We start from the raw sequence: 22,130 nt of genomic DNA, 5'->3' as shown, positions 1-22,130 counted from the left end.
TTGTTAGACAGTATGGTATACTGTTTAGGAAATGGGGTGTTTTTGTATGCCAAAGGGACAACGAAAGTACAACGGAGCTCAAAAGGTAGAAATCATCAAACAGCTTCACAATGAAAAATTAAGCTTTTATGAAGCATCCAGCAAGTATGGAATTCCAAGACGTACGCTTCAAGATTGGGAGCGCATCTATCTGGAAGAAGGCGAAGAGGCACTTCTGGTAGAACGTCGAGGTCGAGCCTGTGCCGCCGGTGGGACACAGAAAGGTCGGAAGCCAAAGCTGGATAAGCAAGTAGAAGAAGATCTGATTGCAGAAAATCAACGGCTTCGGATGGAGATCGATTACTTAAAAAAATTGAACGCCTTGGTACTGGAAGAGGAACGCCAAAACAGAAAGCACAAGTAATTCAGGAGCTAAGGCAGAAATATCCATTGAAAGCATTGCTGCAACTTGCCGGACTTCCTCGCAGCACATTTTACTACTACCTGCATCGGTCTCAAAATCCTGCGAAGTACCAGATGGTAAAAAAACAGATCATTACAATCTTCAATGAGAACAAGAAGCGATACGGATATCGCAGAATTACACAAGAACTACACAACAACGATATTTGTGTGAATCACAAGACGGTTCGGAAACTCATGAAGCAGCTGGGCTTAGTCTGTCAGGTTCGCGCAAAAAGAAAGTACAACTCCTACAAGGGTGAAGTCGGAGAAGTTGCGCCAAACTTGCTGGAACGGCACTTCAAGACAAACCAGCCAAATCGAAAATGGGTCACAGATGTTACTGAATTCAAAGTGAACGACCAAAAACTCTATCTGTCTCCAATTCTCGATCTGTTCAATGGCGAAGTTGTCAGCTATAACCTGAGCCGCCATCCAAATTTCAAACAGATCACGGATATGCTGGAAGGTGCTTTTCAAAAGCTGCCGGACAAGGTTGACAATCTGATTCTGCATTCGGATCAGGGCTGGCAATACCAGATGAAGTCCTACCAGAATCTACTGAAAGCAAAAGGAATTACGCAAAGTATGTCTCGGAAAGCCACTTGTCTGGACAATGCGGTTGCCGAGAACTTCTTTGGACTGCTCAAGACAGAACTGTTCTATTTGGAAAAATTTGATTCCATTGACCAGCTTGAAAAGGCCATTATCGATTACATCGACTATTACAACAATCGCCGAATCAAATTAAAACTAAACGGCCTGAGCCCTGTGCAATACAGGATTCAGACCGTTGGGGTCGCTTAATTTGATTTTTGTCTAACTTTTGGGGTTCATATCAGTGATGCAGACGGCGGGGTTTTGTTGTGTAGAAAAAACAAAAAGAAAAAAGCTCCTGATTTTTCAATCAGAAGCTTTTTGGTGACCCGTACGGGAATCGAACCCATGTTACAGCCGTGAAAGGGCCGTGTCTTAACCGCTTGACCAACGGGCCTCAAAAACACAGAGCTTCGCTAAAACCTCCGACATCCATCATCCACTACTGCGGACGACCGTCCCCCTTATCTTAGCGAAACTCTGTAACGTGGTAGCGGTAACTGGATTTGAACCGGTGACACTTCGGGTATGAACCGAATGCTCTAGCCAACTGAGCTATACCGCCATATTTATTTTGTGCACTTGAACAGTGCTTTATTATTATAGCTAATCGACCGCGATTTGTCAACAATTATTTCGCAAAAATTCAAAAATTTCTGAAATATCTCCGTCCATGGCGTAAAAAAGACGCTGTAACAGAAAAAAGTTACAGCGTCTTGCATAAATCATTCCCGGTATTTCTCCATCATTTCCTTGAACAGCACAGCCGGAGAGGGCGGCGTGTAGGTAATGGCGTTGGCACCCGCCGCAATGGTGGCGGAAATGCTCTCGCCGGTCTTGCCGCCGCTGGCGATGATGGGCACATCCGGGAACTGCTCCCGGATCTTTGCCACCACCCGGGGCGTGTCGGTGCTGCAGGCCACATTCAGGATGGAGGCCCCGGAATCAATGCGGCTTTGGATGTTGGTGTCCTCTTTTGTCACTGTGATGATGACCGGGATGTCCACCACCCGCGAGACCGCCAGCAGGTTCAGGTCAGAGATGGGGGAATTGAGCACCACGCCCATGGCACCCTGGCTCTCCACGTCGCGGGCAAGGTTCAGGGTGCGCACGCCGTGGGTGGTGCCGCCGCCCACACCGCAGAACACCGGGATGTAGGATGCCTTGATGAGGGCATCGCTGATGGCCTGCTGGGGCGTGAAAGGATAGACCGCGAACACCGCGTCCGCGTCGCAGTTGCGGATGATGGCAAGGTCGGTGGTGAATACAAAGCTTTTCAGCCGCCGCCCGTTGATGACGATGCCGCTGGCGGCATACACCTCCTGGGGCATTTTCAGGATGTTGTGGCGCAGGCGGCTCTCTACGTTGGGGGAAGTTTTCTTTTCAGCTGCCATGGGCAAGTCCTCCGTTTCTCAATTGTTTCAAATAGGAACTATATTATAGGAAAACAGGGGAGTTTATGCAAGAAACATCCTGTGAACAGTCTGCAAATAAAAATCGACCCTCTCCGTCTGTGCTTCACAGCACCGGAGAGGGTCGTTCCTTTAATGTGTTCTAACGTATTCTAAAATATCCTCAGGCACGCCGGCCAGTGCATCGGCTCCGGCAGCAGTCAGCTCTGCGCGGCCCCGGAAGCCCCACAGCGCCCCCATGGCAGGCAGACCGGCATTGTGCCCGGTCAGGATATCTACATCGCTGTCGCCCACAAACAGGGTGCTGGCAGGGTCTGCGTGCAGGTCCTGCATCAGGCTGTAAACACCGGTGGGGTCGGGCTTGGTGGGCACGCCCGGGCGGCTGCCCCGCACCAGAACAAACCGACCTGCCCCGAAATAATGCTCGATGATCTTGCCGCACAGCGGGTCAGCCTTGTTGGAGAACACCGCGCACTGCACGCCCGCGGTGTTCAGCGCGTCAATGAGGGCAGCAATGCCCGGGTAAGGCGCGGTCTTGTCCTCCTTGTGGGCATCGTACCGGGCGGTAAACTCCGCCAGCGTAGCGGCCAGCAGCTCCGGTGTACGGGCTTCGGCGGGCGAAAACCGCTCCACGAGCTTCGGGATGCCGTTGCCCACCATGTGCTTGAACTGCTCCACCGTAAACTCCGGCCACCCATGCTGTGCACACACCCAGTTGCCTGCATCAGCCAGGTCGTCGATGGTGTTCAGCAAAGTGCCGTCCAAATCAAATAATACCGTATGAATCATAACAATTTTACTTCCCCTAAGAACAAATAGCTTTATCTCTATGCCAAGGACTCCCCCTATTGGGAGAGCTGTCGCCGATCGGCGGCTGAGAGATTTAATTCGTTTCCATAAATCTGAAAAATTTCTCCGCATCCCGCAGCGGCACGCTCCTCACCTTGAGCTTTACCCAGCCGGGAAAGGTCAGGGTCAGGTTGGTGCGGCCAACGCTGGCAGCCCAGGGGCTTTGTGCTGCGGTCAGGCAGACATCCGGGTGAAACACACAGATGCAATGCAGGTAGAGCCCCTGCTGCCGCCGCAGGGTCATGCGGCCCTCCCGCAGCCAGAGGCCCTCCCGCCGGTAGCCGGCCGCGGCTCCGGCCAGCAGTGCCCCAAAGAAGAGCGTGGGGATGAGCAGGGTCACGGTCAGCTGGGGCAGCACTGTGGCAGAGACCAGCGTCAGCAGCAGGCAGAGGGCAAAGGGAATGCCTGCCGATGCAAAAAAGATGAGACTGCGCTGCTCGGTGCGGGCCAGCAGGTCGGGCGGCATCCGAAACTCCGGCAGCAGCTCCCGGAACAATGCCTCCTCGCCGCTGCGGTAGACGAACAGCGGCAGCTCGGGGGAGCAGCCGCCCGCCGTTACAAAGACCGGCCAGCGTTTCATCAGCCGGGCAGCGGGGGAGATGCGGACATCTGCAAAGCTGATCTCGCTTGTCCGCACCCGGCACTCGAAGTGCCCCAGCCAGCCGCCCCGGCTGCCGATCTGGTCGGCCGTGTGCCAGACAGTGTAGTGCACGGTCTGGGCAAAGCTGCGCATCAGGCTGGCCCCCAGCAGAAAGCCTGCGGCCGCCAGCAGCCACGCCGCGCCTGCAGGGAGCCACCGCGCTGCGAAGCGGGCCAGAAAGCTCACCTGGATCTGGGCAAAAACGGCAGGGTTCCAGTCCGGAACATCCCGGGTCTGGCGCACGGCCAGCACGAACAGGGCCAGCGTGGAGAGGCCGTTGGCCCCCAGAAAACCCAGCGCCGCCCGCTCCCCTCCGGCGGGCCGGTGCAGGGTAGGCTTTACCAGAGGCATCAGCTGGTCTGCCACCGCCTCGGCATCGGCTTTGGGCAGGCAGACCGAAAGGGTGTGCTTTTGCGCCGCGCCCACCGGGTAAAGGGTCAGGCGGCTTGCCCCGGCCATCCGGTAGAGCAGGGGCCGGTCGATGGTCAGTGCAGCCAGCATCTCGCCCCGCAGGGCACGATCCAGCCGGATGCCCAGCCGCCAGTGCAGATGAAAGACTCCGGTGTCATCCATGCTCCAGCTGCTCACACGCAGGATGCCCCAGCTCACGGCGCAGAGTAAAAGGAACAGCAGCGCATCCTGCCGCAGAGCCGTGTGCAGGGCTGTCCAGTTCCGCTCAAACAGCACCTGAACCAGCGGCAGCAGATAGACCACCAGCGTCTTGCGCAGAAACCGCAGAACGGTAAAGGGGTGCAGGCGGCGTTCGTTCATCGGATCTCCTCCGCAAGGGCATGGGTGAGGGCAGCGGCCTGCTCTGCCGGGACCGCCGGTAAAATAAGCCGCGTGCCCGGTGCCGTGATGACGACCACCGATCCCCCTGCCAGCCGGAGCAGCGGCGTGCGCAGCCGGAACAGCCCTGTTACGGCCCTGCGGCGGATCGCCCGCCGCAGCGGGAAGACGATGCCAGAGTACACCGTCAGGGTCTCCGCGCCCAGCGCGGCGGCATAGCTGCAGGCGCGCTGGTACACCACCGCCACCAGTGCGGCCCAGAGCAGGCAGAACACCACCCCGGCGGGCATGCTCTGCCAGAACACAAAGGGAGCCGCCAACAGGCCCGGGATGGCGGCCCAGCAGCAGAGCACAGCCCGGCCCCGGGGCGGGATGATGAGCGCCGTGCGGCGCAGCTCCCGCTCCGTCACTTGCTGTTCAGCTCCCAGGCATCGGTCAGCAGGTGCAGGGTATCGTCCTGCGTCAGCACCAGGATGCGGTCCCAGGGCAGCAGAACGGTGTTGCCGTGGGGGATGATGAACTCGGTGTCGCGGGTGATGCTGACCAGAATGGCATCGCCGGGAATGGGCACATCCATGATGGCCTTGCCCGCAAACTTGAAGTTCTCGGGCAGCAGGATCTCGTTCAAGCTGGCTGTGCCGCCGCCCAGGCTGAGCAGCTGGCGGATGGTATCCGTCTCGATCTCCCGCTCCAGAATGTGGCTCAGGTTGTCGGTGCCGCAGACCACGGTGTCCACGCCTAAGGTGTGCAGCAGCTCCCGGTTCTTGGGGTTGGAGGCCCGGGCCACGGTGCGGTCCACGCCGAACTCCCGCTTGGCGATCTGACAGGCCACGAGGTTGTCCTCGTCCGAGCCGGTCACGGCCACAAAGGCGTTGCAGCTGCCAACATCGGCGGTGCGCAGGGTGTCCACGCTGATGGAATCGCCGCAGATCACGGGGATGTCCAGCGAATCTGCCAGCATCCGGCACTGGGCCTCGATGGGTTCAATGATGACCACCGAATGGTGGTTCGTCAGCAGGCTCTGGGCCAGATACCGCCCAACACGCCCGCCGCCTGCAATACAAACTTTCATATTGATACCTCGTATTACTTTGGGTAGAACTGTTTTGGGATAAAACCTCTCCGTCAATGCTTCGCATTGCCACCTCTCCTAGTAGGAGAGGCCTTGGCAGTCAGGTAAAGCTTTACGCATTTGCCAAGGGCTCCCCTACTAGGGGAGCTGTCGAGCGGGTGCGAGACTGAGAGGTTTTACGTCTCACTTCGCCAGTGCACGGAACACGGCCTGCTCTGTCAGGATGGTGGGGCAGATCGTGTCCAGCTCGTAGGTCTTGTGGTAGAGCACCTGCAAATGCGGGTCAGAGACGCGGCAGATGACCTTTTCGCGCCGGAAGATGTTCGTTGCGATCTGTGCGGCCATCAGGTTCACGGAGTCATCCTCGCTCACGGCGGCCACAGCGTCGCAGTTCTCCACGCCGCCCTGCTTGAGGATGTCGGGGTCGGTGGGGTCGCCCACAAGGGCCGTGCCACCAAAGGAGTAATCATCAAAGCTGTCCAGCCGCTTGAGCTGCTCGGGGTCCTTTTCGATCAGGGAAATATCATGGCCGATGCGTTCCAGATCCCGCACCAGTGCCGCGCCCACCTGGTCGCAGCCGATCACCAGAATATTCATGGATGTCACCTCATTGTTCAAAATCTGTTTTTATCTGGCCCGGCAGTCCGTGTCAGAAGGAAACACAGGGAAAAACGTTGTGTCCAGTATAGCATATTTCCGGCGGCAGATAAATACAGAAAAAGCAGACAGTGCTCCTGTATAAAATTTGTGATTTTTCGTGCGCAGGCTCTCAGAATATGATATACTGGAAAGCGAACCCAATCTGAATGTGTGCAGAGTGCCTGTGCCGCTTTGCAGGGAGGAGAACCCATGTTTCTTGAAATACTGAAAGCCATCCTGATGGGCATTGTGGAGGGCATCACCGAGTGGCTGCCCATCTCGTCCACCGGCCACATGATCCTGGTGGAGCAGGTGGTCAAGTTCAACGCCAGCGAGGAGTTTATGTCCATGTTCCGCGTGGTCATCCAGCTGGGTGCCATTCTGGCCGTGGTGGTGCTGTTCTGGAATAAGCTCTGGCCCTTCGGCCTGCGCCATGGCCGCGTCTGCTCCAAACCTGCCGTCTGGCAGCTCTGGTTCAAGGTGGTGGCCGCCACCATCCCGGTGCTCATCATCAGCCCGCTGGACGACTGGTTTGAGACCCGCTTCTACAATTACATCACGGTCGCCGCCATGCTGATCCTGTACGGTGTCCTCTTCATCCTTGTGGAGAACCGCCGCACCGCCCCGCATGTCACCCGGCTGGAACAGATCACCTACCGCGAAGCCTTCATCGTTGGCGTGTGGCAGATGCTGGCCATCATCCCCGGCACCTCCCGCTCCGGTGCCACCATCGTGGGCGGCCTGCTGCTGGGTCTGTCCCGTGCCTGCGTGGCCGAGTTCACCTTCTTCCTCGCCATCCCCGTTATGGCGGGCGCGTCCCTGCTCAAGGTGGTCAAGTTCGTCCTCTCCGGCGCTGCGATGACCGGCACCGAAATCGCTGTCCTCGTGGTGGGCTGCGTGGTCGCCTTTGTGGTCAGCCTTGCCGCCATCCGCTTCCTGATGGATTACGTCAAGCGCCATAACTTCAAGTTCTTCGGCCTCTACCGCATCGTGCTGGGCCTGATCGTCCTGGCCGTGGCCGCCATCACCGCCATTGCGTAAATTGCTCCCGAACACCCCAGCCGCCCGTCCGAGCGGCTTTTTTGCGCCCTGGGGCAATTGCACCGCCCCCGGCCTTGTGCTATACTGGAGCAATAAAGAGAGAACCCGGCGGCGGGAAAGTGCCGCGCCTGAAATTGTCAAAAACGGAGGAGATCCCTATGGAAGCATCGACTGTATATTACACCGACTTCCGGTGTCCTGTGGGCACCAGCCTGACCGAAAAACTGCGTCGCCTGTGCATTGCGGCGGGCATCAAGAGCATTGATATGGACGGCAAGTTCGTGGCCATCAAGATGCACTTTGGTGAGCTGGGCAACCTGGCCTTCCTGCGCCCGAACTACGCCAAGGTGGTGGCAGATCTGTGCAAGGAGCAGGGTGGCCAGCCCTTCCTGACCGACTGCAACACGCTGTACCCGGGCAGCCGTAAGAATGCGCTGGAGCACCTGAGCTGCGCGCAGGAAAACGGCTTCTGGCCCATGACCACCGGCTGCCAGATCATCATTGGCGATGGCCTGCGCGGTACCGATGAGCTTGAGGTGCCCGTGCCCAACGGCGAATACTGCAAGACCGCCAAGATCGGCCGCGCCATTATGGATGCCGACATCTTCATCAGCCTGACCCACTTCAAGGGCCACGAAGCGACTGGCTTCGGCGGAGCCATCAAGAACATCGGCATGGGCTGCGGTTCCCGTGCGGGCAAGATGGAGCAGCACTCCTCCGGTAAGCCCGCCGTGCAGGAGGAGCTCTGCCGCGGCTGCCACCGCTGCGCCAAGGAGTGCGGCTCCGATGCCATCCGCTACAATGAGAACAACAAGGCGGTCATTGATTACGAAAAGTGCAAGGGCTGCGGCCGCTGCATCGGTGCCTGCAACTTCGATGCCATCTATTCCATCGACAGCAGCGCCAACGAGGAGCTGGACCGCAAGATGGCGGAGTATGCCGCCGCCGTCTGTGCAGACCGCCCCTGCTTCCACATCAGCCTGGTGCAGGATATCAGCCCCAACTGTGACTGCCACGGCGAGAACGATGCCCCCATCCTGCCGGATATCGGCATGTTCGCCTCCTTTGACCCCGTGGCGCTGGATCAGGCCTGTGCCGATGCCTGCCTGAACGCACAGCCCCTGCCCAACAGTCAGCTGGGCCAGAACCTTGCAAAGCCCGGCTGGAACTGCCACCACGACAACTTCAAGGATTCCAACCCCAATGTCGAGTGGAAGGCAACGCTGGAGCAGGCCGAAAAGATCGGCATGGGCACCCGTCAGTGCACCCTGAAGAAGATCTGAACATAAAAATAAGCCCGACAACGTCGGGCTTATTTTTATGTCTCTTGCATTCAGGGGCAGACGGAACGATCAATACTCGCTGGAAGCCGGGACCAGTACGTCAATGACATCGGCCAGGGCCTTCCAGTTTTCCTCGGAACAGCCGGGCAGCTCTTTGGCATCCAGACCGGCATCCTCGATGCGGCCGGTCATGCTGTCCTTGTCGGTCAGCAGGGTCTCGGCATCGGCCTTGATGAGCGGCCAGGCATCGGCAAAGCTCTGCTGGTCATCGGCGCTCAGGCTGTCGAACCACTGGGTATAGGCATCTTTGATGTCGCTGACCGGCTGGATGCTCATGTTGCAGCCATCGGCCCATTTCAGCAGGGAAGCCGCCGCGATGACGGATTTCAGCGAGCAGCCGGACACGCCGGGGCCCCAGCCGAGGCAGGGAGCAAAGGCATCATCCGGGTCAGAGAGGGAGAACAGGGAGTTCTCGCCTGCGTCCAGCGGGCCCACCTTGCCAGTGTCGGCGGTCACAGTGGAAGAGGGGATGCTCTCGCTTGCAGAAGCGGAAGAGCTGGAAGCGGCAGTGCTGCCGGAAGAGGTGCTGCAGCCTGCCAGCACGCCGCACAGCAGGGCGGCGCAGACCAGCAGGGAAAGAATACGCTTGCGAATCATAGGAAAGCCTCCTTTTATCGTGTTCCGGCCCATCTGCCGGAGAAACTGCTCTGGTACATTTCTAGTATACTGTTCTGCCGGGCTGTTGTCAATCGGCGTGCGCAGGACGATTTTTCACCCCGGCTGTGCAAACTATACAAACTTTTGTCGTTTTTTTCTCAGTCGGGCGGGATTGACATTTTTTGCGCTGGCGCGTATAATCCGGCCATGGTCAAACTGGGAGAAACGGGTGAAGAACCGGGAAAAGGAGGAGAAACGGATGCAGAAATTTCTGCGGCGGCTGGAACGCTTTTCACAGTCGCTGCTGTCGCCGCTGTCTTATCTTTCGGCGGCGGGCCTGCTGCTGGTGCTGGGGGCGCTGCTCACCAGCAAGCCCTTGTGTCAGGCGCTGCCGGTGCTGCAGTGGGCTCCGCTGCAGCTGATGGGTCAGCTGCTTTACAACGGGATGATGGTGCTCATCAACAACCTCAGCGTCATTCTCTGCGTTGGGGTGGCTGCCGTGCGCGCCAAAACCGAAAAGCAGGATGCCGCCCTGCTGTCGCTGATGGCCTACCTTGTGTTCCTCACAGCCAACCACACCGCGCTGGAAGCGCTGGGACTGCTTGCCCAGCCGAACGGGATGACCGGCCTTGCGGGCACGGGCCAGACCACCATTCTGGGCATTCAGGTGGTGGACACCGGCGTGGCAAGCGGCATCGTGCTGGGCTTTGCGGCGGCGTGGCTCTTCAACCGCACCTGCGAAAAGCAGTTTTATGGCATGATCACCCAGCTCTATTCGGGCCTGCGGTGGTCGTTTTTGTGGCTGTCGGCGCTGGCGGTGGCACTGGGGCTGGGGTTCTGCTTTGTCTGCCCGCCGCTGCAGCGGACGGTCAGCGCCCTCACGGGCTGGATCGCGGCTTCAGGGAACGCGGGTGTGTTCCTCTACGGCTTTCTGGAACGGCTGCTCATCCCCACCGGCCTGCATCACCTCATCTATATGCCCTTCCAGTTCTCTTCGCTGGGCGGCAGCCTGACCGTAGGCTCTGTGACCTACACGGGCGCTTACGCCGTCTGCATGACCGAGTACACCATGGGCCTGCCCCTCTCGGACGGCATCGTCTGGATGTACACCGGCTTCACCAAGACCTTTGGCTATCTGGGCATTGCAGCGGCCTTCATCTTCACGGCCCGCAGGGAGAACCGTGCCCGTACCGCCGCCGCTATGATCCCGCTGGCGGTCACGGCCTCGGTGGCCTCCATCACCGAACCCATTGATTTTCTGTTCTGCTTCGTTTCGCCCCTGCTCTGGGTGGCTCATGCGGTCATTACGGGCGGCTTTATGGTGCTGCTCCATGTCCTGCACGTCCGGGCCTTTACCTCCAACCTGCTGGGGTCGCTGGTGTTCAACCTGAGCGCCGGGGAGCAGCTGCAGAACATGCCGCTGCTCTATCTGCTGGGCCTTGCGGAGACCTTGACCTACTTTGTCGTGTTCAGCGTCCTCATCAAGGCAAAGGATCTGCCCACCCCGGGCCGGGAAGCAGCCCTTTCCGCAGACCAGTCCCCGTACGCCGACCCGCAGGAGGTGTGCCGGTTCATCGCCGCGCTGGGTGGGCCGGAGAACATCGCCCAGCTGGGAAACTGCTTCACCCGCCTCCGGCTCACGGTGCGGGATGCCTCGCTGCTGGATATGGGGGCTCTGCTCTCCCTGCCCCATAAAGGTCTTGTGGTGCAGGGCACCCGGGTCCAGCTGGTCTGCGGTCTGCACGCCGCCCAGCTCCGCCATGCGCTTGAACAGCAGCTTGCCGAGATGGCCCCGGTGTGATTGCATTTTGATAAGAGAAACGGTATAATTGTGGCGAAACCTCTCAGTCGTCTGCGGCGACAGCTCCTCTAACAGGGGAGCCAAGAAAGGCCCCTGCCTCTCCTATTAGGCAACAACAACAACCGCCGCCAGTGGCGGATGAAGGGAGTTGTTGTTGGGGCAGCGGCCAACAAGGCACAAGTGCAATACTTTGCACGAAGTGAATGTTGGGAGCCGCAACCCGGACAAGTGGCATTGCGAAGCAATGACGGAGAGGTTTAGCAATGGATAACCTGAAAATAAAGGAGAACAATAGATATGCAGAACACTGCTTTTTCCGTCGAAGGTCTCTTCGACTTTCTGAACGCCGGTGTCAGCGCCTTCCACTCCACGGCTGCGGCTGTGAAGATCCTGGAGGAGAACGGCTACCAGAACTGCCCCGAGAGCGCAGCCTGGGAGCTGGTGCCCGGCGGCAGATATTACACCACCCGCAACGGCTCTGCCGTGCTGGCATGGCGGATGCCCAAGGGTGAGCTGACCGGCTGGCATGTCACCGCCAGCCACAGCGATTCTCCCACCTGGCGCATCAAGCAGCTGGACGGCGGCAAGGACATGGTCTTTGCCAAGGCGGAGACCGAGGGCTACGGCGGCATGATCATGCCCACCTGGCTGGACCGTCCCCTGAGCGTGGCGGGCCGCATTCTGGTCCGCACGGAGAACGGCATCCGGAGCCTGCTGGTCCACCCCGACCGGGCGCTGGCTGTCATCCCCAACCTCTGCATCCACTTCAACCATGACCTGAACAACGGCATGAAGTACAACCCTCAGGTGGATCTGCAGCCCATCTTTGGTGAGGCGGGCTCCACCCTGCGGGACGCTCTGGCGGAGGAGGCCGGGGTCAAGGCTGAGGACATCGTGGACGCTGACCTGGTGCTCTGCACCCGTGAAAAGGCCGAGCGCGTGGGCCTGAAGGGCGAATACTTCATGTCCGGCCGCATCGATGACCTGGAATGCGCCTACACCACCCTGTGGGGCTTCCTGCAGGGCCGCGGCGAGGAGGAAGGCCGGGGCGATATGTGGGTCATGTTCGACAACGAGGAGGTGGGCTCCTCCAGCCGGCAGGGCGCACAGGGCACCCTGATGGCCAACGTGCTGGCCCGCATTGAGGAAAAGCTGGGGGTCACCCGGGAGCAGAGCATCCGTGCCTGCACCAACAGCCTGCTGCTGAGCGCCGACAATGGCCACGCCACCCACCCCAACCACCCCGAAAAGAGCGATCCCGCCAATGTGGCGGTCATGGGCGGCGGTGTGCTGCTGAAGTACAATGCCCGCCAGACCTACACCACCAGCGGCTTTACCGGCGCTGCCTTTGCCGAGATCTGCAAAAAGGCCGGTGTGCCGGTGCAGGTGGCCGCAAACCGCGCGGATGTTCCCGGCGGCTCCACGCTGGGCAACCTGCTGGGCCACCAGATCCTGATCCCCATGGTGGATATCGGTCTGGCACAGCTGGCCATGCATTCCGCAATGGAGACCGCCAGCTGCAAGGATGCCGAGTACATGGCAAAGGCCGTGGCCGAGTTCTATAACACGCCCATCTCCCAGCCTGTGGACGGCGAGTGGAAGCTGGGCCTGTGAGCGCTGTGACCGGGCGCTTTGCCCCCAGCCCCAGCGGGCGGCTGCATCTGGGCAATCTGGCCTGCAGCCTGCTGGCCTGGCTCAGCGCCAGAAGTCAGGGCGGGCGCATCGTTCTGCGCATTGAGGATCTGGATGCCGAGCGCTGCCCCCGCAAGTATGCCGACGCACTGGAAGAGGATCTGCGCTGGCTGGGCCTTGTCTGGGACGAGGGCGGCAGCAGCGGCGGCCCCAACGGCCCCTATTACCAGAGCGAGTGCGCCGCTATCTACACCGAGAGCTATAACAAACTGGAAGCACAGGGCCTTGTTTACCCCTGTTTCTGCTCCCGTGCCCAGCTCCATGCCGCCAGCGCACCCCACACCTCCGACGGCAATGTGATCTATCCCGGCACCTGCCGGGGGCTGACGGCGGAGCAGATCGCTGAAAAGCGCAAAAAGAAGGCTCCGGCCTACCGGCTCATGGTGCCCGATGAGGACATCGCCTTCACCGATGGCTGTATGGGCCTCCACACCGAGAACCTGCTCCGTGACTGCGGGGATTTCTACCTCCGCCGCGCCGATGGCGTGTTTGCCTACCAGCTGGCTGTGGTGGTGGACGATGCCCGCATGGGCGTGACGGAGGTGGTGCGGGGCGCGGACCTGCTCTCTTCCACCGCCCGGCAGCTCTATCTCTATCGTCTGCTGGGCCTGCCTGCCCCAAAGTTTGCCCATTGCCCGCTCCTGCTGGCTCCCGATGGCCGCCGCCTGTCCAAACGGGACGGGGACCAGAGCCTGGAAAACCTGCGGGCAAAGTATACGGCGGAAGAGATCGTGGGCAGGCTTGCCTTTGCCTATGGTCTCCAACCTGAACCGGCTCCCCGCACCCCGGAAAGCCTGATCCCAGACTTTTCCTGGGACAAGGTGCCAAAGCAGGATATCTGCCTGCCGGAAGGTCTGTTTTAAGCAAAACCACAATCTTTCACTGGAAACGGTAAAGATTGTGGTTTATTGTTTACAAAATAATGCTCTTATGGTAGAATATAAATAGCGAAAATCACAACAAAGATTGGAGGAAGTAAAATGAAAAAGATGTTAGCTGGTCTATTGGTGGTATTGACACTTGTGTGTGCGATGCCGCTTGGTGCATTTGCTGCTGAGCCAGAAGATGAAGGAGTGCAGCCGCTTTTTTTTCCTGAGTGTCCGAAATGTGGTGGCGTACTTAATATTGAAAGAACATGGACGGAATACACATATTATTACACAACTATATGGGTATATGTGGTATGCGAAAATGGCGACTATTCGAGTAATGAAGTAATGTCTCAAATTCCCAATCAGACAACTCGTAAAAAGAATGATAATGAGAACGAGAGTGTTACGCAAATAGACTAAAACAGAAAGGAGCCTGCTATGCGTAAAATGTTAAAAGCGTCGAGTTTATTGATTTGTGCAATGCTTTTGTTCAGCGCATGTGCAAGCTCTTTGAATCTGGGACCGGGACCTTTCCGTTCGGAAATGCAGGATGTTTTCGTTCAGCAGACGACACTTACGGTTCCGGCCAGTCACGCCGAGCATGGGGAGGATTATGTCATTGAGTGGCAGGACCCTGTGATGGAAAAGCACGTCCGGAAATGGCTTGACCGCCCGAAGGGAGATATCTATCACAGCGATGTCTGGGATTATCAGCGGGTCTCGATAAATTCCGGAACCGGCGTAGGGGATCTCATCGTCAAAGATGCACCGGATGGGGTGGACATTGGAAGAAACGTCAACAGCAATGAGCAGCTGGCAGCCTGCGCAGTCAGCGTAGAGGGAACGTATGATCCGGTGACCTCTCTGGCAGACCTGCGGCATTTTGACAGCTTGCAGGTATTGTCGGTCAATAATAGAAGGGGAGCCCCACCCATTACAGATCTGACAGGTCTGGAGGAATGCAAAAATCTGATGCTTTTGAGTGTGCCCAGTGTGGAGAGCAGCGCATTCCCGACCTTTGCAAAGCTGGATTCTGTGGTAGAGCTGAAGTATGGCAGTGACGGGATCCGGGCGGATTCCAATGTCTCCGACCTTTCGGCGCTGGCGCAGATGAAGTCGCTGAAGATGCTGTGGATCACCGGCAGTGAGGTCGATCTGACCCAGCTGGCCGGAGCTGACTTGCGGGTCCTGAGACTGGACGTGACCCGGATCGGTTCGCTGGAACCGCTGAAGCAGATGGAAAATCTGAGCTTTCTGCAGCTGTGCCAAGGGCCGGAGATCGACAGCTTTGCCCCGCTGGCGGAGAGCAGTGTGCAGTATCTGAGTATGTCTCTCTCTCAGGGTGCACAGGAAGCCTACAAGGACATGGATTATACTCCCCTGACCCAGATGCCGCAGCTGATCTGGCTGGATCTGACCAACAACATCACGTTTGATACGGAAACCTGCAAAAAACTGCTGGCAAACGATACGGCCCTGAAATATCTGAAAATTTCCTATACATCAGCGGCCAAAGATGCCGAAGAGCTGGATACAGCGCACCTGAAAGAGTTCACTGCTCCGGCTCCGTAATGCCCCAAAATGAAAAAACGCCTCTGTCGGCCGACAGAGGCGTTTTTTCTATGTGGATTCACAGCCGCTGCAAGGCTCTTGCGTCGCTGCGTTCCAGTGCGGTCATGGCCGTATCCAGCGCCATGGCCAGCAGGATGCCCAGCAATACATCAATGCAGCTGTGCTGCTTGAGCAGGACCGTGGACGCGATGATGGAGACGCAGAGCACGACCGAAGCAGGCCGCATCCAGCGGCGGCCCGGCGTTTCAAAAATGCGGCTGCGGTAGTAGGCCATCATCAGGGTGACCGAGTTGAACACATGGATGGAGGGGCAGACGTTGAGGGGCGTGTCGGTGGCATAGAGCATCCGCACGGCCTGAGCAAAGAGGTCGCTGCCGTACACCCGGTAGGGCCGCAGGTCAAGCCCGGTGGGCAGGATGACATAGCAGGCCAGCGCAATGGTCATGCCCGCAAACAGGGGCAGGCAGAGCCGCCAGAAGTCGGCCCGGGGCGCTTTCCACAGCAGGTAGAACAGGGTGAACGGGATCCACAAAAACCACGCAAAGTAGGGCACGATGGCATATTTGCAAAAGGGGATCAGGTCGTCCAGATGGCAGTGCACCAGAACATCGGGCACGGCAATATGGACTTCGAGCCAATGGAACGCCGAAAGGTAAAACAGGAGATAAAACGCCATGAACGAAACGGGATGGCGGGAAAACCAGTTGCGCATGGAACACACTTCCTTTTCTGGAATGGGGGCCGCAGCCCCGCCTAAAGTTCTTTGCAGCGTATGATTATACCGCGCAAAGACGAAGAAAACAAGACAAAAAGCTGACAAAATCGTGAACACATCCGCGCGGAATTTGGTATGCTTTGGGGAAGCGGATGCAGGGGAGAGAAGCTTCTGCCTATTGATACGAGACAGGATGCGGATTTCCTGCACAAAAAAGGCCCTCCCCGCCAAAACTGCAATGGCGGAGAGGGCCGGATATACGGAAACTCAGATCACCTTTTGTTCCATCCACCTGCCGCGGACAAAGCGGACGCAGAAGAACAGCGAGCGCATGGCCCAGTCCAGGAACATGCCCATCCAGATGAACAGCAGGCCGCAGTGGAACTTGAGCACCATCAGGTAGCAGAAGGCCACCCGGAACACCCACATGGAGATGACGCTGACCGTCATGGTAAAGGCGGCATCTCCGGCGGCGCGCAGGATGTTGGGCAGGGTGAAGCTGGAGGGCCACAGGATCAGCGATACAACGTTGAACCAGACCATCAGTTCCAGTGCCATGCCGTAGGCCTCCGGCGAGAGGTTGAACCAGGAGAGTGCCAGCTTGTTCAGGAAGAACAGGCCGGAAAGATTCATCACCCAGTCCCCGGCGTAGGCGGTCAGGAGCAGCAGGCGGGAATAGCGCTTGGCCTGCACCTTTTCCCCGGCACCCAGACACTGGCCCACAACGGTCAGCGCGCCGATGCCCACGGCGGAGGCGGGCACGTTCAGGAAGCTGGAGATGTTGCCTGCCACGGCGTTTGCGGCAATGGCGGCGGTGCCCAGCGTGCTGGTCAGGCTGGAGACCGACAGCTTGCCGATCTGGAACATGCCGTTCTCGATGCCGGCAGGAATGCCGACTTTCAGGATGCGCTTGATGAGGTCGAGGTCGGGCTTCAGGTCGGTGAGGTGGTCGATGCGCAGCGCACAGTCCGGCTTCTGCAGCAGGAACATCACGGTGAAGCAGGCGATCATCCGGCTCACGAGGCTGGCAGTGGCCGCACCCATCACGCCCATGCCGAACCTGTAGATCAGGATGGCGTTGCCGCCAATGTTCACCACGTTCATCACCAGGCTGGAAAGCATACTGATCTTGCTGTTGCCCTGGGCGCGGAACAGGGCCGCACCGGCGTTGTACACGCCAATAAAGGGATAGCTCAGAGCCGAGAGCAGAAAATAGGTCTCAGCGTAGCGCATTACATCCGCGTCAATGGAGCCGAAGATGCCCCGCAGGATGGCGTGCCGCCCTACCGCCACGATGACAGCGGTGACCACGCTGAGCGAGATCATAATGAACATGATCTGGGCGGCGCTGGCCTTGGCCCGTTTGGGCTCCCGGTGGCCGATGTACTGGCTGGCGACCACCGCGCCGCCGGTGGCCAGTGCGCTGAGCAGCTGGATCATCAGCACGTTGAAGGAGTCCACCAGGCTCACGCCCGAAACGGCGGCTTCGCCCACCGAGGAGACCATCAGGGTGTCCGCCAGACCGATGGAGATGCTGAGGGCCTGCTCTGCCACCAGCGGCAGGAAAAGTGAAATGAGCTGTTGACGGTTGAACAGCGGTCTTGATGTGGTCGATGCGTCTGTCATGGTGTCCTCCCTTGGCGCGTGGATTCAAACACACCCATGATAGCGCGGAATGACGTGAAAATCAAGATGTTGTATCCAACAAACCTGAAAATCAGGCAAACTCCTTGCTGGGGGTCAGGCTGGTGCCGTAATAAACAATGTAGTCGTAGGGGATCTGGGGGTTGTATGCGGCCAGATCGCCGTACTTGGCCAGAATGTCGTTCCGCAGGTTCTCCGGGGTGTAGGGTTGCCCGGCGGAAAGGGTGTCGGCGCAGACCGCGTTCCACATGCTCTCGGTAAAGGCGGCGCAGTTGAAGTAGGCCGACCAGTGGTCAGATTTGGCAAGGTTGCGGTTGACCACGTCCAGCTGGCCCTGATCCAGCGAGGTCTGGACAGCATAGATGTTCTGGTAGTAGGAATCGGCCAGATAGCGCTTGTAGTAGCCCTCCAGATTGTACCAGATACCGGTGTGCTCCCAGCGGTTGCCGCGGGGGCTGAAGGTCATCTCGGTGTCGGGCGCGATCCACAGGCCGCCCACCTCGATGTCGTGGTCCGAAACGTTCCGCACTGAGAGGAAGGAGTGGCCGCTGGAATTGATGGAGGCATCGCCCCGGTCCTCGGCCCGGGCGTAGATGCGCAGCAGGGCCACGGCACCCTCGGCGGGTTCTGCACCGTAGGCCTGCACGGCAGATTTATGGTCGGCCTGCTCAAAATCATAGGGGCCGCCGGTGCTGGTGGTAAAGCCGACGATGTTGCGGATCTGATCCTCAAGGGGGCTTACATCGGTGATGACACGTTCGTCCTGGGGGGCGGGCGTGGCGGCGGGAGCCTCGGCCAGCGCGGCGGTGCTGCCGGACACGCACAGGGCCAGCGTCAGGCAGAGGGAAAGGGCGCGGAACAGCTTTTTCATGGGGTGACCTCCAAAGAGAAAAAAATTCAGGTCAAGGATAGACGATTTTTGGGGCGCTGTCAAGAAAAAGATATCTGCCGCCTTTACCCCCGGGGCCGGTTGTGTTAAAATGGAACTGGCAGCCGTGCCCGGTGGTTTGGGGCATGGGGCCGATCGGAAGGTAAATGAATCTGACCCAGAAAGGGGAACAACCTATGCCAAAAGAAGCACACAAGGTCGTGGTCATCGGGCACCGCAACCCCGATACCGATTCCATCTGCTCCGCCATTGCCTATGCGGAGCTCAAAAACCGCACCAGCACGCTGGTCTGCGAGCCGCGCCGTGCCGGTAAAATGAATCAGGAGACCGAGTTCGTCCTGAAAAAATTCGGTGTCACGCCGCCCCGGATGTGCACCGACGTGAACCCCAAGATCCGGGACGTGGATTACCGCGAGATGCCGGGCATCCCGGGCTCCACCAGCCTGCGCCGCGCATGGAAGATCATGCGTGACCAGCAGATCGACACCCTGTCCATCACCAGCGCGGACAACGAGCTGGAGGGCATCATCACCGTGAAGGATCTTGCCACCGCCAACATGGACGTGTTCGATACCGCGGTGCTGGCCAAGAGCCGTACCTCTTATAAGAATATCCTTGAAACGCTGAACGGCACCATGGTGGTGGGCAATGCCGACGCGGTCTGCACCACCGGCCACATCAAGATCGGCACCGCCACCCCCGAGATGCTGGAAAGCAGCGTGGAAAAGGGGGATATCGTCATTCTGAGCAACCGGTACGAAAGCCAGCTCTGCGCCATTGAAAAGGAAGCCTCCCTGCTCATCATCTGCAATGGGGCCAAGGTGGGCCGCACCATCCAGCGCATTGCCGATGAGACCGGCGTTGCCATTATGACCACCCCCGTGGATACCTACGCGGCGGGCAAGCTCATCAGCCAGTGCGCCCCCATCTCCTATTATATGACCCGGGACAACATCCTCAAATTCACCCTCGTCACCCCCGTGGCCGATGTGCTGCGGGTGATGGCAAAGGTGCGCCACCGCTATTTCCCCATCCTCGATGAGGACGGCAAATACTGCGGCATGGTCAGCCGCCGCAACGTCATTGCCCTGCGCAAGCGGCGCATCATTCTGGTGGACCACAACGAGGCCACCCAGGCCGTGGAGGGCTTTGATCAGGCCGAGATCCTGGAGATCATTGACCACCACCGCATCGGCAGTCTGGAGACCAGCGGGCCGGTCTACTTCCGCAACCAGCCCGTGGGCTGCACCGCCACCATCATCACCCAGATGTACGATGAAAACGGTGTGGACATCCCGCCCCAGATCGCGGGCCTGCTGCTGGCGGCCATCCTTTCGGATACGCTGGCCTTCCGCAGCCCCACCTGCACCCCCGTGGATGAAAACAACGCCAAACGTCTGGCCAAGATCGCAGGTGTGGACATCGAAGAGTTTTCCACCGAAATGTTCGAGGCCGGTGAAAAACTGGACGGCAAGACCCCCGAAGAGGTCTTTTTGCAGGACTTCAAGGTGTTCATGTGCGGCGATATCCGCTTTGGCGTGGCGCAGGGCAGCTACATGACCCGCAAAAACCTGCAGGCCGCCCAGGCGCTGCTCCAGCCCTATCTGGAGGAAGCCCGCAACAAGCAGAACGTGGAGGACCTCTACATGCTGCTGACCGATGTGCCTAAGGAGGAGAGCGTGGTCATCTGCACCGGCCGCTACGCCGCCGAGGTGTTGAGCAACGGCTTTGAGAGCCGGCCCGCCGCCGACGGCAGCTGGACGCTGCCCGGCGTGGTCAGCCGCAAAAAGCAGTTCATCCCCGCCATGATGAGCGCCTATCAGGAGCTGTAACCCCCCGATACAAAACACGAAGCCCCCGGAACCCTGCATGTTCCGGGGGCTGTTGTGTTTTGTAAGGGAGCGTCAGGCTGCGACTTTTAAGGGAGAGTTATCAGTCCAGATGGTGCCATCCAAAAGCTTTGTTACGGCCAGTGTGCCGTTCACGCTGACCCGCGCGGGGTCCAGCGCATAGAAATCGCTCTCCCGCAGGTTTTCGGGGTCTGCCGTGGGGGAGATGCCCACCACGCACACCCAGTGTCCGTAGGTGCTGCTGGTGGCGATGTGGGGGTAATTGACCTCTTTCCAGCCGGAGCCAGAGAGGTGGTATTCATAGCTTGTCACGCGGTTGGTGTGCTTGGACACGCCGCTGACAGCGGTGTTTTTCAGATGTACAATGACGGGCCGCCCGGCCTGCAGCTCTTCATACAGGCGGGAAAGGCAGGCGGAAAGGGAGCCGCTGTAAGCGTAGTACCCGGCGGCAGACCATACCGCGCCGTTCGACCACATCCCGCTGCCTGAGCAGGGCTTGCCATCCAGAATGGTGCGGGCGTAGCGCAGGGCGTACCAGCTGCACCGGCCCGAGGTCTGGTTGCCGATGGAGACGATCTGCTGGCTGTCGAAGGACAGCAGCGTGATGCCGTTCACATCCTGCAATTGTGCCGCCGCAGCCTTTGGCGCGGCCAGAAAGGTCAGGCACAGCAGAACTGCTGCCATGAAAACGCGCACCGGAGCGCGCAGGGAACCATGCTGCATGGGGCAAACTCCTTTTCCTTGTTCAGGAACAGCACCCGGCGGTTCCCATTGCCTTAAGTTTAGCACCAAATCGTGGTAGAATTGTGTAAACGCCGGAAATATTTTCCGGTTTTTACCCCGGGCATGGCAAAGGATCTTTGCGAAAATTCGTTCTGGAAAAAATAACAAAAGCAGGAGAAAATGTTTGGTGAAGCTGGCAATTGACAAAAGCGACAGTCGTTGGATAAAATAAAGCCAGAGGGGGCCCTGTTTCAAAATGGAAAGGCACCCTGCATATTATGAAAAACACAACAAAACGACTGGAGGTCCCGACATGAAAATGCTGAAAAAACTGGCCGCTTTGATTCTGGCGGCGACCATGGTACTTGTTCTGTTCACCGCCTGCGGCGGCGATACCGCCCAGAGCCCCGAGGCTCAGGCGGAAAATCAGGTAATGAGTGCAATCAATGCAAATCGCCCAGAGGGAAAGAAACTGGAAAACAACGCACAGTGCAGAGCGATTGCAAGCCAAAGTATTGATGAGGCAGCAAATGGAGATTTGAACTTCTCGCTGAATCTGTTTGGCTATTCGTCTAAGGTTTGGTTCAAAATTGATGGCCCCAAAGATGGTAAGTGTGCAGCTACATTTGTGACGACATTTGACTATGATGGCACAAAGCTGAATAAGTTCGTTCAGAAAATTGCCGAAGGCGGCAATCTTGGAAACGTGAATATTGCACAGAGCACGAAATGGACACAGGTTGGCGTTGTTGTCAAAGCTGTGAATGGTCAGACCTACATGGCTATCTCGGTGGCTATTGATACAAATGCCTGAGCAAAACAAATTATATGATTTTTCCCCGGAGCGTGGCTGAAAGGCCGCCCTCCGGGGCTTTTTTATTTGCACAAAAAAGAAATGAAAATTTTAGCTAGTCTGCGAATTGACATAGGGGGGGGGGGGAGCTAAAATGAA

22 protein-coding genes and 2 tRNA genes are annotated in these 22,130 nt (G+C 58.4%); 11 read left to right on the top strand and 13 right to left on the bottom strand.

The window, feature by feature from the left end; all coding sequences use genetic code 11:
- Positions 1–46 precede the first annotated feature (46 nt).
- A complete protein-coding gene (locus MTP40_RS14355; RefSeq protein WP_197039581.1) occupies positions 47–403 on the top strand; it encodes a helix-turn-helix domain-containing protein in 357 nt (118 codons plus the stop codon).
- Complete coding sequence (locus tag MTP40_RS14350; protein WP_249260102.1) at positions 352–1,248, top strand: IS3 family transposase; 897 nt, start codon at positions 352–354, stop codon at positions 1,246–1,248. Before MTP40_RS14355 ends, MTP40_RS14350 begins: the two co-directional genes overlap by 52 nt.
- A gap of 112 nt (positions 1,249–1,360) precedes the next feature.
- On the opposite strand, the gene MTP40_RS14345 is transcribed toward MTP40_RS14350, so the two are convergent.
- From MTP40_RS14345 to MTP40_RS14310, 8 genes are all read right to left on the bottom strand, one after another.
- Positions 1,361–1,435, bottom strand: a tRNA-Glu gene (locus MTP40_RS14345).
- A 91-nt stretch (positions 1,436–1,526) separates the two neighbouring features.
- Positions 1,527–1,603, bottom strand: a tRNA-Met gene (locus MTP40_RS14340).
- A gap of 160 nt (positions 1,604–1,763) precedes the next feature.
- Positions 1,764–2,432: a hydrolase gene (locus tag MTP40_RS14335; RefSeq protein WP_249259602.1), complete on the bottom strand. Its 669-nt coding sequence runs from the start codon at positions 2,430–2,432 to the stop codon at positions 1,764–1,766.
- A gap of 150 nt (positions 2,433–2,582) precedes the next feature.
- A complete protein-coding gene (locus MTP40_RS14330; RefSeq protein ID WP_249259601.1) occupies positions 2,583–3,239 on the bottom strand; it encodes an HAD family hydrolase in 657 nt (218 codons plus the stop codon).
- 94 nt (positions 3,240–3,333) lie between these two features.
- Positions 3,334–4,710: a PH domain-containing protein gene (locus MTP40_RS14325; protein WP_249259600.1), complete on the bottom strand. Its 1,377-nt coding sequence runs from the start codon at positions 4,708–4,710 to the stop codon at positions 3,334–3,336.
- The gene (locus tag MTP40_RS14320) at positions 4,707–5,138 is read right to left on the bottom strand and encodes a PH domain-containing protein (RefSeq protein WP_249259599.1); all 432 of its coding nucleotides are present in this window, start codon (positions 5,136–5,138) and stop codon (positions 4,707–4,709) included. The genes MTP40_RS14325 and MTP40_RS14320 overlap by 4 nt, the downstream gene beginning before the upstream one ends.
- Positions 5,135–5,800: a potassium channel family protein gene (locus MTP40_RS14315; protein WP_005929193.1), complete on the bottom strand. Its 666-nt coding sequence runs from the start codon at positions 5,798–5,800 to the stop codon at positions 5,135–5,137. The genes MTP40_RS14320 and MTP40_RS14315 overlap by 4 nt, the downstream gene beginning before the upstream one ends.
- Positions 5,801–5,983: 183 nt before the next feature.
- The gene (locus tag MTP40_RS14310; RefSeq protein WP_249259598.1) at positions 5,984–6,397 is read right to left on the bottom strand and encodes a potassium channel family protein; all 414 of its coding nucleotides are present in this window, start codon (positions 6,395–6,397) and stop codon (positions 5,984–5,986) included.
- Positions 6,398–6,649: 252 nt separating this feature from the next.
- On the opposite strand from MTP40_RS14310, the gene MTP40_RS14305 reads away from it, so the two are divergent.
- Together MTP40_RS14305 and MTP40_RS14300 are read left to right on the top strand one after the other, a co-directional pair.
- Positions 6,650–7,480, top strand: a complete 831-nt coding sequence (locus MTP40_RS14305) for an undecaprenyl-diphosphate phosphatase (protein ID WP_005929199.1) — start codon at positions 6,650–6,652, stop codon at positions 7,478–7,480.
- Positions 7,481–7,638: 158 nt separating this feature from the next.
- Positions 7,639–8,763 (top strand): DUF362 domain-containing protein, encoded by a 1,125-nt coding sequence (locus MTP40_RS14300; protein WP_249259597.1) that lies wholly within the window; start codon positions 7,639–7,641, stop codon positions 8,761–8,763.
- A gap of 69 nt (positions 8,764–8,832) precedes the next feature.
- Here the strand turns inward: MTP40_RS14300 and MTP40_RS14295 are convergent, their stop codons facing one another.
- Positions 8,833–9,420 (bottom strand): hypothetical protein, encoded by a 588-nt coding sequence (locus tag MTP40_RS14295; RefSeq protein ID WP_227611717.1) that lies wholly within the window; start codon positions 9,418–9,420, stop codon positions 8,833–8,835.
- Between the two features lie 259 nt (positions 9,421–9,679).
- On the opposite strand from MTP40_RS14295, the gene MTP40_RS14290 reads away from it, so the two are divergent.
- The 5 genes from MTP40_RS14290 (at position 9,680) to MTP40_RS14270 (ending at position 15,357) form a co-directional block, all read left to right on the top strand.
- The gene (locus MTP40_RS14290; RefSeq protein ID WP_249259596.1) at positions 9,680–11,221 is read left to right on the top strand and encodes a PTS transporter subunit EIIC; all 1,542 of its coding nucleotides are present in this window, start codon (positions 9,680–9,682) and stop codon (positions 11,219–11,221) included.
- A 297-nt stretch (positions 11,222–11,518) separates the two neighbouring features.
- Complete coding sequence (locus MTP40_RS14285) at positions 11,519–12,835, top strand: M18 family aminopeptidase (RefSeq protein WP_249259595.1); 1,317 nt, start codon at positions 11,519–11,521, stop codon at positions 12,833–12,835.
- Positions 12,832–13,776 carry a tRNA glutamyl-Q(34) synthetase GluQRS gene (gene gluQRS, locus MTP40_RS14280; RefSeq protein WP_249259594.1) on the top strand — a complete coding sequence of 315 codons (945 nt, stop codon included), beginning with the start codon at positions 12,832–12,834 and terminating at the stop codon, positions 13,774–13,776. The genes MTP40_RS14285 and gluQRS overlap by 4 nt, the downstream gene beginning before the upstream one ends.
- A gap of 117 nt (positions 13,777–13,893) precedes the next feature.
- Positions 13,894–14,205, top strand: a complete 312-nt coding sequence (locus MTP40_RS14275; RefSeq protein WP_156076673.1) for a hypothetical protein — start codon at positions 13,894–13,896, stop codon at positions 14,203–14,205.
- A gap of 123 nt (positions 14,206–14,328) precedes the next feature.
- Entirely contained in the window at positions 14,329–15,357 is a 1,029-nt protein-coding gene (locus tag MTP40_RS14270) for a leucine-rich repeat domain-containing protein (RefSeq protein WP_005929212.1), read from the top strand.
- A gap of 58 nt (positions 15,358–15,415) precedes the next feature.
- On the opposite strand, the gene MTP40_RS14265 is transcribed toward MTP40_RS14270, so the two are convergent.
- The 3 genes from MTP40_RS14265 to MTP40_RS14255 form a co-directional block, all read right to left on the bottom strand.
- On the bottom strand, positions 15,416–16,069 hold the full coding sequence (locus MTP40_RS14265; RefSeq protein ID WP_249259593.1) for a phosphatase PAP2 family protein: 654 nt from the start codon (positions 16,067–16,069) through the stop codon (positions 15,416–15,418).
- Positions 16,070–16,339: 270 nt separating this feature from the next.
- Complete coding sequence (locus MTP40_RS14260) at positions 16,340–17,698, bottom strand: MATE family efflux transporter (RefSeq protein ID WP_249259592.1); 1,359 nt, start codon at positions 17,696–17,698, stop codon at positions 16,340–16,342.
- 91 nt (positions 17,699–17,789) lie between these two features.
- Complete coding sequence (locus tag MTP40_RS14255; protein ID WP_249259591.1) at positions 17,790–18,587, bottom strand: hypothetical protein; 798 nt, start codon at positions 18,585–18,587, stop codon at positions 17,790–17,792.
- 194 nt (positions 18,588–18,781) lie between these two features.
- Here MTP40_RS14255 and MTP40_RS14250 point away from each other — a divergent pair, with 194 nt between their 5' ends.
- Positions 18,782–20,437 carry a putative manganese-dependent inorganic diphosphatase gene (locus MTP40_RS14250; RefSeq protein ID WP_249259590.1) on the top strand — a complete coding sequence of 552 codons (1,656 nt, stop codon included), beginning with the start codon at positions 18,782–18,784 and terminating at the stop codon, positions 20,435–20,437.
- 72 nt (positions 20,438–20,509) lie between these two features.
- On the opposite strand, the gene MTP40_RS14245 is transcribed toward MTP40_RS14250, so the two are convergent.
- Positions 20,510–21,178, bottom strand: coding sequence for a hypothetical protein (locus tag MTP40_RS14245; protein ID WP_249259589.1), 669 nt, complete (start codon positions 21,176–21,178; stop codon positions 20,510–20,512).
- 313 nt (positions 21,179–21,491) lie between these two features.
- Here MTP40_RS14245 and MTP40_RS14240 point away from each other — a divergent pair, with 313 nt between their 5' ends.
- Entirely contained in the window at positions 21,492–21,992 is a 501-nt protein-coding gene (locus MTP40_RS14240) for a hypothetical protein (RefSeq protein ID WP_035393267.1), read from the top strand.
- The last annotated feature ends 138 nt before the right edge of the window (positions 21,993–22,130 follow it).

Source organism: Faecalibacterium sp. IP-3-29, assembly GCF_023347335.1.
In the GTDB taxonomy this organism is placed as follows: Bacteria; Bacillota; Clostridia; order Oscillospirales; family Ruminococcaceae; genus Faecalibacterium; species Faecalibacterium duncaniae.
This window is presented reverse-complemented; position numbering and strand designations above follow the sequence as displayed.

Bases quoted from the DNA above. Each gene is read 5' to 3' on its own strand.
- MTP40_RS14355 (WP_197039581.1), top strand. From the start codon at position 47: ATGCCAAAGGGACAACGAAAGTACAACGGAGCTCAAAAGGTAGAAATC.
- MTP40_RS14335 (WP_249259602.1), bottom strand. From the start codon at position 2,432: ATGGCAGCTGAAAAGAAAACTTCCCCCAACGTAGAGAGCCGCCTGCGC.
- MTP40_RS14330 (WP_249259601.1), bottom strand. From the start codon at position 3,239: ATGATTCATACGGTATTATTTGATTTGGACGGCACTTTGCTGAACACC.
- MTP40_RS14325 (WP_249259600.1), bottom strand. From the start codon at position 4,710: ATGAACGAACGCCGCCTGCACCCCTTTACCGTTCTGCGGTTTCTGCGC.
- MTP40_RS14315 (WP_005929193.1), bottom strand. From the start codon at position 5,800: ATGAAAGTTTGTATTGCAGGCGGCGGGCGTGTTGGGCGGTATCTGGCC.
- MTP40_RS14310 (WP_249259598.1), bottom strand. From the start codon at position 6,397: ATGAATATTCTGGTGATCGGCTGCGACCAGGTGGGCGCGGCACTGGTG.
- MTP40_RS14305 (WP_005929199.1), top strand. From the start codon at position 6,650: ATGTTTCTTGAAATACTGAAAGCCATCCTGATGGGCATTGTGGAGGGC.
- MTP40_RS14300 (WP_249259597.1), top strand. From the start codon at position 7,639: ATGGAAGCATCGACTGTATATTACACCGACTTCCGGTGTCCTGTGGGC.
- MTP40_RS14295 (WP_227611717.1), bottom strand. From the start codon at position 9,420: ATGATTCGCAAGCGTATTCTTTCCCTGCTGGTCTGCGCCGCCCTGCTG.
- MTP40_RS14290 (WP_249259596.1), top strand. From the start codon at position 9,680: ATGCAGAAATTTCTGCGGCGGCTGGAACGCTTTTCACAGTCGCTGCTG.
- MTP40_RS14285 (WP_249259595.1), top strand. From the start codon at position 11,519: ATGCAGAACACTGCTTTTTCCGTCGAAGGTCTCTTCGACTTTCTGAAC.
- MTP40_RS14275 (WP_156076673.1), top strand. From the start codon at position 13,894: ATGAAAAAGATGTTAGCTGGTCTATTGGTGGTATTGACACTTGTGTGT.
- MTP40_RS14270 (WP_005929212.1), top strand. From the start codon at position 14,329: ATGCAGGATGTTTTCGTTCAGCAGACGACACTTACGGTTCCGGCCAGT.
- MTP40_RS14265 (WP_249259593.1), bottom strand. From the start codon at position 16,069: ATGCGCAACTGGTTTTCCCGCCATCCCGTTTCGTTCATGGCGTTTTAT.
- MTP40_RS14260 (WP_249259592.1), bottom strand. From the start codon at position 17,698: ATGACAGACGCATCGACCACATCAAGACCGCTGTTCAACCGTCAACAG.
- MTP40_RS14255 (WP_249259591.1), bottom strand. From the start codon at position 18,587: ATGAAAAAGCTGTTCCGCGCCCTTTCCCTCTGCCTGACGCTGGCCCTG.
- MTP40_RS14250 (WP_249259590.1), top strand. From the start codon at position 18,782: ATGCCAAAAGAAGCACACAAGGTCGTGGTCATCGGGCACCGCAACCCC.
- MTP40_RS14245 (WP_249259589.1), bottom strand. From the start codon at position 21,178: ATGCAGCATGGTTCCCTGCGCGCTCCGGTGCGCGTTTTCATGGCAGCA.
- MTP40_RS14240 (WP_035393267.1), top strand. From the start codon at position 21,492: ATGAAAATGCTGAAAAAACTGGCCGCTTTGATTCTGGCGGCGACCATG.